General features: G+C 65.9%; 10 protein-coding genes, 1 tRNA gene and 2 pseudogenes. 7 read left to right on the top strand and 6 right to left on the bottom strand.

The window, feature by feature from the left end:
• Positions 1-230, bottom strand: a pseudogene (locus VK533_RS12580) (hypothetical protein); the annotation flags it as partial.
• Positions 231-360: 130 nt separating this feature from the next.
• Positions 361-663 (bottom strand): UrcA family protein, encoded by a 303-nt coding sequence (locus VK533_RS12575; protein WP_324378152.1) that lies wholly within the window; start codon positions 661-663, stop codon positions 361-363.
• 229 nt (positions 664-892) lie between these two features.
• Here VK533_RS12575 and VK533_RS12570 point away from each other — a divergent pair, with 229 nt between their 5' ends.
• The 6 genes from VK533_RS12570 (at position 893) to VK533_RS12545 (ending at position 7,152) form a co-directional block, all read left to right on the top strand.
• Entirely contained in the window at positions 893-2,299 is a 1,407-nt protein-coding gene (locus VK533_RS12570) for a sigma-54-dependent transcriptional regulator (protein WP_414712305.1), read from the top strand.
• A complete protein-coding gene (locus VK533_RS12565; protein ID WP_324378148.1) occupies positions 2,289-3,623 on the top strand; it encodes a sensor histidine kinase in 1,335 nt (444 codons plus the stop codon). The genes VK533_RS12570 and VK533_RS12565 overlap by 11 nt, the downstream gene beginning before the upstream one ends.
• A gap of 110 nt (positions 3,624-3,733) precedes the next feature.
• On the top strand, positions 3,734-5,245 hold the full coding sequence (locus VK533_RS12560; protein ID WP_324378147.1) for a sensor histidine kinase: 1,512 nt from the start codon (positions 3,734-3,736) through the stop codon (positions 5,243-5,245).
• A complete protein-coding gene (locus tag VK533_RS12555; protein ID WP_324378145.1) occupies positions 5,242-5,694 on the top strand; it encodes a response regulator in 453 nt (150 codons plus the stop codon). The genes VK533_RS12560 and VK533_RS12555 overlap by 4 nt, the downstream gene beginning before the upstream one ends.
• Positions 5,687-6,727, top strand: coding sequence for a sensor histidine kinase (locus VK533_RS12550; protein ID WP_324378143.1), 1,041 nt, complete (start codon positions 5,687-5,689; stop codon positions 6,725-6,727). Before VK533_RS12555 ends, VK533_RS12550 begins: the two co-directional genes overlap by 8 nt.
• A gap of 5 nt (positions 6,728-6,732) precedes the next feature.
• Positions 6,733-7,152, top strand: a complete 420-nt coding sequence (locus VK533_RS12545; RefSeq protein ID WP_324378141.1) for a secondary thiamine-phosphate synthase enzyme YjbQ — start codon at positions 6,733-6,735, stop codon at positions 7,150-7,152.
• On the opposite strand, the gene VK533_RS12540 is transcribed toward VK533_RS12545, so the two are convergent.
• Entirely contained in the window at positions 7,123-7,818 is a 696-nt protein-coding gene (locus VK533_RS12540) for an RlmE family RNA methyltransferase (RefSeq protein ID WP_324378139.1), read from the bottom strand. The two genes, VK533_RS12545 and VK533_RS12540, sit on opposite strands and share 30 nt — an antisense overlap.
• On the bottom strand, positions 7,815-8,873 hold the full coding sequence (locus tag VK533_RS12535; protein ID WP_324378137.1) for a Ppx/GppA phosphatase family protein: 1,059 nt from the start codon (positions 8,871-8,873) through the stop codon (positions 7,815-7,817). The genes VK533_RS12540 and VK533_RS12535 overlap by 4 nt, the downstream gene beginning before the upstream one ends.
• A 181-nt stretch (positions 8,874-9,054) precedes the next feature.
• Between VK533_RS12535 and VK533_RS12530 the strand changes: the two genes are divergently transcribed.
• A tRNA-Gln gene (locus VK533_RS12530) sits at positions 9,055-9,128 on the top strand.
• Between the two features lie 5 nt (positions 9,129-9,133).
• Here VK533_RS12530 and VK533_RS12525 read toward each other — a convergent pair.
• A complete protein-coding gene (locus VK533_RS12525) occupies positions 9,134-10,102 on the bottom strand; it encodes a hypothetical protein (RefSeq protein WP_324378135.1) in 969 nt (322 codons plus the stop codon).
• Between the two features lie 62 nt (positions 10,103-10,164).
• Positions 10,165-10,402 (bottom strand): annotated as a pseudogene (locus VK533_RS12520) (TonB-dependent receptor); the annotation flags it as partial.

Here is a 10,402-nt window from a genome sequence, read left to right as displayed (position 1 = left end):
AGGAAATCGTCGAACGTGCCGTTGCGCACTTCGGAAATGGTCAGGCGGTCGGACTGCACCGACTGGCGGTTGCCGCGCGGCGCGAGATACCAGCCCAGCGCGAGCAGCAAAACAACCGCACCGACAGCGACATATTTCGCCCAGGCCGGCAGGCGTCTTTTTTCGATGACACGATCCATGCCGCCGCTCAACGCGCCTTTGGGTTCGGATTTGATACGGACGACGCTCATGAAAAAAGACCTAAGCAGAGATCGTGCCAGAGGCTGTTCACGGCAGGGAAAGGTTCGGTCTCGCCATCCGCCTGTCCGATTTCGGACAATCGAGTGTCCGGCAGCGGACAGGCGGCGGCTTCAGACGGCATCAGCGCGACGCCAGCTGGATGCTCTGGCTCTGAATCGCGCGATCCACCGCGGCGTGGGCATTGGCGATGCTGGCACGGCGGCAGGCTTCAGACGCGCTCAAGGTTGGGTTCTCGATCCAGCAGACCGCGTGGGCGGCGTGGCTCACTCGGCTGTCGAGCGTTGCGCGACCGCCAGCGGTCGAAAGATCGAGGTCGTCATAGTGAACATGCGCGGTGGCGGCCTGGACCGGCGCGCTGGCCATGACGGTCAGGCCGGTAGCGATCAGGGCGCCGGCGAAAGCGAGGGGGGACAGACGGTTCATTTGCTTGCTCCCAGAAGGGATCGGCGTGATTGCCGATAGTTTCCAACAGAGCATCGGCTGTGCCAACTTAATCAAGTCATTGATTTAATTATAGTTATAGCCGGGCGGCGGCTGACCATGCCATGTGCCGTCGATCGCAGGCGGACACTTTTCCGTCCGGGACCGGACAGTCTGGCACGTTTGTTGATTGGTCTGGCCCCGATGGCTACCAGCTAACCGGGAAGTGATGATGGCGGACAAACCCCAATTCGATCTGTGCGTCGTGATCGACGACGATGCCGACATCCTGCTGGCGGCGCGATTGCTATTGCGCGAATTGTTCGCGGAGGTGGTGACCACGCCATCGCCGAGCCAGGCAATGGAGGTGATCGCCGAACGATCGCCCGATGCGATCCTGCTCGACGCCAATTTCATGCGCGGCGCGACCGATGGGCGCGAGGGCTTCCTCTGGCTCGGCCGTATCCTGGAGAAGGATCCCGAGGCGGTGGTGGTGCTGATCACCGCGCACGGCGGTGTCCAGATCGCGGTCGAGGCGATGAAACAGGGCGCGACCGATTTCGTCAGCAAGCCGTGGAACAACGAACGCCTGCTCGCGACCGTGCGCACCGCGGCCGCGCTACGCTCGCAGCGGCGCGCGACCGGCGTCGAAAAGGCCAAGGCGCAGGCGATCGCCATGCCCGCGGCGGGCGAGATACCGCTGCTCGGCGACAGCGCGGCGATGCGGCGCGTGCTCGCCTTGATCGACCGCGCCGCGCCGACCGAGGCCAATGTGCTGATCACGGGCGAGAACGGCACCGGCAAGGAATTGGTCGCGCGCGAGATCCACCGCCGCTCGCATCGCGCCGACAAGGTGATGCTGTCGGTCGATCTCGGCGCGATCGCCGAGCATCTGATCGACAGCGAGCTGTTCGGCCATGTGAAGGGCAGCTTCACCGACGCGCGCGCCGACCGGATCGGGCGGATGCAGGCGGCCGACGGCGGCACGCTCTTCCTCGACGAGGTCGGCAACCTGCCGCTCCACCTCCAGCCCAAATTGCTGACCGCGCTCGAACAGCGCCAGGTCACGCCGGTCGGCGCGAACAAACCGGTGCCGATCGACATCCGGATCGTCTCCGCCACCAACTTGCGCGCCGAGCAGATCGAGGATCCGGCGGTGTTCCGCACCGATCTGCTGTTCCGACTCAACACGGTCGAGATCGAGCTACCGCCCTTGCGCGAGCGCGCCGAGGACGTACCGCAGCTGCTCGAACATTTCCTCCATCTCTACGCGCGCAAATATGGCAAGCCGGCGCGTGCGTTGCCCGGCTCGGTGCTGGCGGCGCTGGCGGGCTATGACTGGCCCGGCAATGTCCGCGCGCTCCGCCATGCCGCCGAACGCGCGGTGATCCTGGCCGAAGGCGAGGCGTATGGCCTGTCCGATTTCCCGCTCGCGCGGTCCGCACCTGCGCTGCGTGTCTCGCCCGAGGCGCTGCCGCAGGTCGCGCCCGTCGATGCCGGCCTCAACCTCGGCAAGGCCGAAAAGCAGATGATCGAACGCGCGCTGCAAAAGCATGCCTATAATATCTCGGCGGCCGCGACCGAACTCGGCCTGACCCGCGGTTCGCTCTATCGCCGCATGGAGAAGCATGGGCTTTGAACGCAATTTCGCGGTAGGCTTCGGCTGGCGCCTGCTGCTGCTGCTGGCGGCGGTCGCCGCGCTCGCTTTGGCCTTGTGGGCGCCCAATCTCGCGGCGGCGCGGATCGTGGCGGGCGTGCTGGTGGCCGGGGCGGTCTGGGGGCTGTGGCATTATATCGGCCGCACCAATCGCGAGGTGGCGCGCTTCGTCCAGGGTCTGCGTTACGGCGACTTCAACCAGGGGTTCGGCCGCACCGTCGGCGGTGGCTTCGACGAACTCGGCCAGGCGCTGAGCGACGCGATGCGCCAGCTGCGCGCCGAACGCGCCCATGCCAGCGACGAAGCCCGCGTCCACGCCGCGCTCGCCGACGAATCCCCCGCTGCATTGCTGCTGATCGATGATGAGGATCGGGTCACCTTGTCCAACAAGGCGGCACGCAAGCTGTTCAACCGGCTGACCGGCACCCGGATCGAGGATTTCGCGCCTTATGGCGTTGAACTGGTCGCGGCGATGCGCGGTGGGGATGCGGGCGGCCGTACGGTGATCACGTTGCGCATCGACAGCGCGGCCCAGCGCGCGATGGTCTCGCGCGCCGCGCTCGACCGGCTCGGCCGTCCGCTCACGATCGTCGCGATCCAGCCGATCCAGCACGAATTATCGGCGGTCGAGCTGACCGCCCAGGCAGATCTGGTGCGCGTGCTGACGCACGAGATCATGAATTCGATGACACCCGTCGTCAGCCTTGCCGAAAGCGCGGCGCGGCTGATGGCCGACGTCTCGGCGGACGATAATCCCGCGGTCGAGGACGCGCGCATGGCGATCGAGACGCTGGCGCGGCGCGCGGCCGGCATCATGCACTTCGTCGAGGCCTATCGCGCCTTCAGCCGCGCGCCCGTGGTCCAACGGCGCCGCTTCCCGGCTGCGCCCTGGGCAGGCGAACTCCAGCGCCTGTTCGCGGCTTCGGATGTCGGTCGTGACGTGCCGCTCGACCTTGTGATCGAGCCGGCCGACGTCGCACTCGATGCCGATCCCGATCTGCTCGCCCAGGTCGCGATCAATCTGCTCAAAAATGGTGCGGAAGCGGCGGCATCGCATGCGCCCGATCCGCGCGTCGCGCTGTCGATCCGGCTGCTGGCAGGCGGCCGGACGATGCTTTCGGTGCGCGACAATGGCCCCGGCATTCCGCCCGATCTGGCGGCGGAGATCTTCCTGCCCTTTTTCACGACCAAAAGCGGCGGCACGGGCGTCGGCCTCAGCCTCGCCCGCCGGATCGTGACCGCGCATGGCGGCACGATCGCGCTGGGCCCGGCCGATCAGGGCGCCAGTTTCGAAATCGTGCTCTAGACCTTGAATAGAGCCTGATTCCCGTCATCGGCGGAAGCGCACAGCGCTTCCGCCTCAAACGATCAGGCTCTAAGACTTGCATCACAGCACGATCCAACTATCGGGCAGATGTGGCTTTTTCGATCAAGAACGTCACCGTCACGGATCGCTGGTTCAACCGGCTGGTCGTTGGCGCGGTCGCGCTGGGCTTCATCGCTTTGCTCGCGGCCGGTATCAGCGCGTTCCAGTCGATCCAGGAAACCCAGGCTCATTCCCGATGGGTCCAGCATACCTATGCCGTCGAGCAGGAATTGTCGCACTTCAACGCAGTGATCGAGCGGGCCGAGACCGGTCGGCGCGGCTATCTGCTCTCCGGCGCTCCCAATACGCTGCAGACCTATCTCGAAGCGCGGAATGATCTGTTGCCGACACTGGCGAGAATGCGCGCGCTGACCAGCGACAACCTACTGCAGCAACACAATATCGCCCGCCTGAAGTTATTGGTTCGCCGCGATATCGCGATAATGGACCAGTCGGTCGCGCTGGCCGGCACGGGCCATCGCGACGCGGCCATCGCGCAATTCCGGGCTACGGTCGCCCTGCAGCTGATGCGCTCCATCCGCACCATCGCAACGGCGATGGGCGCGGAGGAAAACCGCCTGCTCGTCATCCGCGATGAGGCGCAGGCGTCCAGCCTCCACATCTTCTACATCACGGTCACGGTCGCCGGAATCATCCTGGTGCTGGTCGGCGGCGGATCGATGTGGCTGATCTCGCGCTACACGCGCGACCTTGCCAACTCGCGCGACGCGCTACGCCTGCTCAACGAAGACCTGGAAGGCGCGGTACGCGAACGCACGATGGACCTGCAGCGCGCGAACGACGAGATTCAGCGTTTCGCCTATATCGTCAGCCACGATCTGCGCGCGCCGCTCGTCAACGTGATGGGCTTCACTTCCGAGCTCGAAAGCGCGACCCAAAGGCTGGGCGCGATGATGGACAGGGTCGAGGAACGCGCGCCCGATCTGATCGACAAGGACGCCCGCATCGCCGCGCGCGAGGATCTGCCCGAGGCGATCGGATTCATCCGCACCTCCACCAACAAGATGGATCGGCTGATCAACGCGATCCTGCGTCTGTCGCGCGAGGGGCGCCGCCCGATCGCGCCCGAGCGGCTCGACATGAGCGCCTTGTTCCAGAACGTCGCCGATACGCAGCGTCATCGTATCGATGAACTCAATATCGACTTCACGGTCGCGCCCAACCTGCCCGGCATCACCAGCGATCGGCTCGCGGTCGAACAGATCGTCAGCAACCTGATCGAGAATGCGGTCAAATATATGGTGCCGGGCCGCAAGGGCCGGATCGAGATACGCGGCCGGGCCGAGGGGCAGCGTGCAATCTTCGAAATCGCCGACAATGGCCGCGGCATCGATCCCAAGGATCATGAGCGCGTCTTCGACCTGTTCCGTCGCTCGGGCCAGCAGGACCAGCCGGGCGAGGGGATTGGGCTCGCGCATACGCGCGCTCTGGCCTATCGGCTCGGCGGAATGATAAGTGTGGAATCCGAATTGGGTAGAGGCGCGACGTTCCGGATCAATCTCCCGGTCGCGTTCGTAGGGGAGCAAGGAAACCCGTCATGAATAACCAGCAGCCCGTCAACATCATCATGATCGAGGATGATGAGGGCCATGCCCGCCTCATCGAGAAGAATATCCGCCGCGCCGGCATCTCCAACGACATCCAGCATTTCACCGACGGCACGACCGCGCTCGCCTATCTCTTCAATGCGCCAGACGGCCCGACCCATAACGGCCCGGCCCTGATCCTGCTCGATCTCAACCTGCCCGACATGAGCGGCACTGATATCCTCAGCAAGATCAAGGCCGAAGGGAACCCGCTCAAGCGCACGCCGGTCGTGGTGCTGACCACGACCGACGACAAGATCGAGATCCAGCGCTGCTATGACCTTGGCTGCAACGTCTACATCACCAAGCCGGTCAATTATGAAAGCTTCGCCGACGCGATCCGCCAGCTCGGCCTGTTCCTGTCCGTGATCCAGGTGCCCGACCTTCCCGAGACGAATGGCTGACGCCGACGACGCCCCGCGCATTCTCTATATCGACGACGACGAAGGTCTGCGTCGGCTCGTATCGCGCGCGCTCGAACGGCGCGGTTTCCATGTGGATTGCGCGACCGGCGGCAAGGAAGGCGTCGCGATGGCGACGGACACCACCTACGATCTGATCGCGGTCGACCATTATATGCCAGGCCAAGACGGGCTCACCACGCTCCAGCAATTGCGCAAGCTGCCCGCCCCGCCGCCAGTCATCTACGTCACCGGATCGGAGGAGAGCCGGGTCGCGGTCGCGGCGCTCAAGGCCGGCGCGATCGACTATGTCGTGAAGACGGTCGGCGAGGAGTTTTTCGACCTGCTCGCCCGCGCGATCGAGCAGGGCATCGTCCGCGTGCGCCTGCATGCCGAAAAGATGCGGACCGAGCAGCAATTGCGCGAGAGCAACGAGCGGCTCCAGGCGATGCTGCACGAGGTCAATCACCGCGTCGCCAACAGTCTGCAGCTGGTGTCGGCGATGGTGCACATGCAGGCGCGCAGCGTCGAGGGCGAGGGCGCCAAGACCGCGCTGGCCGACACGCAACGCCGCATCGGAGCAATCGCGCAGGTGCACCGCCGCCTCTACACCGGCGAATCGGTCAGCCAGGTCGATATGGCCGAATATCTGGGCGCGCTGCTCGCCGACCTGGAGGAGACCTGGTCCACGGCCGAGGCACCGCGCACCCTGACTCTGCTCGCCGAACCGCTCGCGCTCGGCACCGACAAGGCGGTGTCGGTCGGCGTGATCGTCAACGAGCTCGTCTCCAACGCCTGCAAATATGCCTATGGCCCGGCGGCGACCGGCGAAGTGCGGGTCGAGCTCAGGGCGGAAGGCGACAAGTTTCTGCTGCGGGTCGAGGATGACGGCTGCGGCATGCCCGCCGACGGCAGCATCAAGGGCACCGGCCTCGGATCGAAACTGGTCAACGCGATGGCGGCGACGCTCAAGGCCGTGGTCGATTATGACGCGACCCATGATGGTGTGCGCGCCACGCTGCGCGCTACCGCCTGAGCGCGATGCGCCAGGCATCGACCGCGCTCGAAATCGCGACCTCGGGCCAGCGATTGTACGAGATCACGCGCGAGGTCGCCCGCTGGGTCGCGGAACAGGGCCTAGACGAGGGTCTGCTCACGCTTTTCTGCCGCCACACATCGGCGAGCCTGCTGATCCAGGAAAATGCGGCGCCCGAGGTCAAGGACGACATCGTCGCCTTCTTCGGCCGGATCGCGCCCGAGGATCGCACCCTCTACCAACATGACGATGAAGGGCCGGACGACATGCCCGCGCATCTCAAGACGGCTTTGACTCAGGTTTCGCTGACAATTCCGCTGGTGAACGGCCGGCTCGCGCTCGGCACCTGGCAGGGCCTCTATCTGTTCGAGCACCGTCGCCACCCGCACCGGCGGTCAGTCGTCCTCCACCTCCTGGGGGAGTGACGCAGGCACGCCCTTGAAGCCCTGCGCGACCACATACCATTCGGACGAATCCTTGCGGCTCGCGGGCGGCTTGGCATGCTTCACGGTCGCGAACATGCGCTTGAGCAAGGCGACCAGATCATGGTCCGCGCCGCCGGCCAGCACCTTGGCGACGAAGGCGCCGCCGGGCGCGAGCACATCGCCCGCGAAATAGGCGGCTGCCTCGACCAGCCCCATCGTGCGCAGATGATCGGTCTGCTGATGGCCGACGGTGTTGGCCGCCATGTCGGACAGGACCAGCTCCACCTTGCCGCCCAATTCCTCAGCGAGGATGGCGGGTGCGGCATCGTCCATGAAATCCATCTGCAGGATCACGACCTCGTCGATTGGATCGGTCGGCAAAAGATCGATACCGACGATCCGCGCCTTCGGCTGCTGGCGCCGCACCACCTGGCTCCAGCCGCCCGGCGCGATGCCGAGATCGATCACGCTTTTGACGCCCTTCAGAAAGCCGAAGCGCTCGTCCAGCTCGATCAATTTATAGGCGGCACGGCTGCGATAGCCCTCCGCCTTGGCCTTGCGGACATAGGGATCGTTCAACTGCCGCTCGAGCCAGCGCGTCGACGCCGTGGTGCGCCCACGCCCGGTTTTGACGCGCACGCGCCCGCCGGATCCGCCCCGGCTCATGTCCGGAACTCGTGCGCCATCAGCGTCCGCAAAATGCCTTCGCGAATGCCGCGATCGGCCACGCTCAGCCGCTCGGCCGGCCACAGATCGAGAATCGCCTCGAGGATCGCGCAGCCCGCCACCACCAGATCGGCGCGCTCGTTGCCGATGCAGGCGAGCTCAGCGCGCTGGCCGATATTCATGCCGGCAAGCCGCTGGCTCAAGCTCCGCATCGAAGCGGCCGGAACGATCAATCCGTCGACCGCGCGCCGATCGTAATTGGGCAGTTCGAGGTGCAGGCTCGCCAATGTCGTCACCGTGCCGCTGGTGCCGAGCAGCCGTCCGCCGGCGCCGAAGCCGCGTTCCTTGAGTGTCGTCGCGAAGGGCGCGAACGCCGCGGCGACACGGTCCCGCATCCGCATATAGGCGGCGCGCAATTCTTCCTCGCTGTCGCCGACATGCGGCTCGCTCTCGCTCAGCGAGACCACGCCCCACGGCGCGGAATACCAGTCGCCGACATGCGGTGCGCCGCCACTCTCGCCGTCGAGCAGCACCAGTTCGGTCGAGCCGCCGCCGATATCGAACACGAGGGCCGGACCGGTGCCGGGTTCGAGCAAGGCGTGGCAGCCCGTCACCGCCAGCCGCGCCTCCTGCTCGGCGGTGATGATCTGCAGGCGGATACCGGTCTCGGCCAGGACGCGCGCGACGAAGTCGCGGCCGTTGGTGGCGCGGCGGCACGCCTCGGTCGCGACCGAGCGCACCAAGGTGACATTGCGCCGCCGCAATTTGTCCGCGCAGACCGCCAGCGCCGCGACCGCGCGGTCCATCGCCGCGTCGCTGAGCTTGCCGGACCCGGTGAGCCCCTCGCCCAGACGGACGATGCGCGAAAAAGCGTCGATCACGACGAAGCCGTCGCCGGCCGGCCGCGCGATCAAAAGCCTGCAATTGTTGGTGCCTAGATCGAGGGCGGCATAAGTGCCGCGCATCGGCGCGGCCCGCGATGTGCGGGGCGGGGGTGCCGCGCCCTGACGGGTACCGCCGGACGCCTGCGCCGCTTGATGCGCACGCTCTGCCATCTACCGTCTCTTATGTTCTCCGGAATCGGCACGAGGCCGCCGGTACTTGCCGCCTGATTAGTCCGGCGCGGCCCCAGCGGCAAGCCGCGCGGCGCGGGCACCGCGTCACCGGTCGCGCCTGAGGAGCGATCCCACGCGTTGACAGGGCAAGGCTGCTTGCTTATTTCGCCGCCTCCGCTGCTGCCCTGTCGTCTAAAGGTAAGACTACGGACTCTGACTCCGTTAATTGAGGTTCGAATCCTCACGGGGCATCCAGCGCTTCAGCTGATTGCGGGCGGATCGCTCGCCGGGAAGCTCTCTTCGAGCGCCTCGTCCAGCGCATGATCGAGGTGCTCGGTGCGATCCTCGACCGGCCGCCCAGCCAGCCACAGCGCCAGATTCCGGACATATTGCCGAATCGCGTGCTGCGCCTCGGGCGAATGAGCGAGGCCGTCACCCGGCGCTTCGCTGACAAAGCTCGGGGAACCCATGGCCGGGTCCCAATTATAGTCCGCGAAATGATGGAAGGTCGATTCGGCCACGGCCGGGCCGCCATCAGCGGACGGCTCGAACGCGACCGCGATGTTGAAGCGCCGGCCGGTCACCTTGCTGGTGCCCGTCGCGATCACCCGCGCGGACGGATCGTCGGGCGGAACGCCGACCGCACCCTCGTGGGGATGGGACGGAAGAAAATGGACAAGCCCATCGCGCGCCGCCGGATCGCGCAACACGGGGTGGGGATCGCCGACGATCGCGATCTCCTGGAAATCGCCGTTCGCGCCCGAATGATAGTTGGGCCACAGGATCGCCGCAGTCTCGCGATCGTCGATGATGTGGCGCGTTTCGTCGGGATCGACATGCTTGCTGTGGAAGAAATGCGCATCGCCGACGCCGCCGAGCGTGCAGACCGAGCTTCCCAGATCCATGTGGTCGCGCGTGATCAGCAACCCGCCGCCTTTCTTCCGAAAGCGGCCGATCGCCGCGCAATCCTCGACATCGAGCCCATCGCCGGTATCGACTGCGAACAGCCAGAGTTCGTCGAAATCCGATCGGTCGATCGTGGACAGCACCGGATCGGGAGCGCCTGGTGGCGTGCGATCGCGCGCGGTCACCACGCACAGCGGCGCGCCATCATCATCGACCAGCCCCGCCAGATAGTCGCGTACCATCGAAAAACGGCCGACATGCCAATCGTCCGCGACCGTCGGAATTGTCGTCTGCAGCAGGATGCGGATCGGCGAGACCATCATGCTTACCTTTCAGGAGAAATCTGGGGCCGCCCGGCGCAAACGACAAGGGATCTGTGGCGGGCCTAAAATGCGTGGTCGATGCCGATCCGGATCGTGCGGGGCCGCAGCGGCGTGAGCTGCGCCTGGTCGCGCGCGAACGGCGTGCCCAGCGCGAAGCGGTTGCCGACCGCATCGAACAGGTTGGTTACGCCCAGCGTCACCCCGAACTGCCCCGATGCGAGGCGCGCGGATACGCCGGTTTCGACATAGGATCCCTGCTTGCCGCCAAGCACCGGGCCCACGCCGAGCCGGGAACTGCCA

The organism is Sphingomonas sp. (assembly GCF_035317925.1).
In the GTDB taxonomy this organism is placed as follows: domain Bacteria; phylum Pseudomonadota; class Alphaproteobacteria; order Sphingomonadales; family Sphingomonadaceae; genus Sphingomonas_I.
Note: the sequence above shows the minus strand (reverse complement) of the source record. Positions and strands in the feature narration are given on the sequence as shown.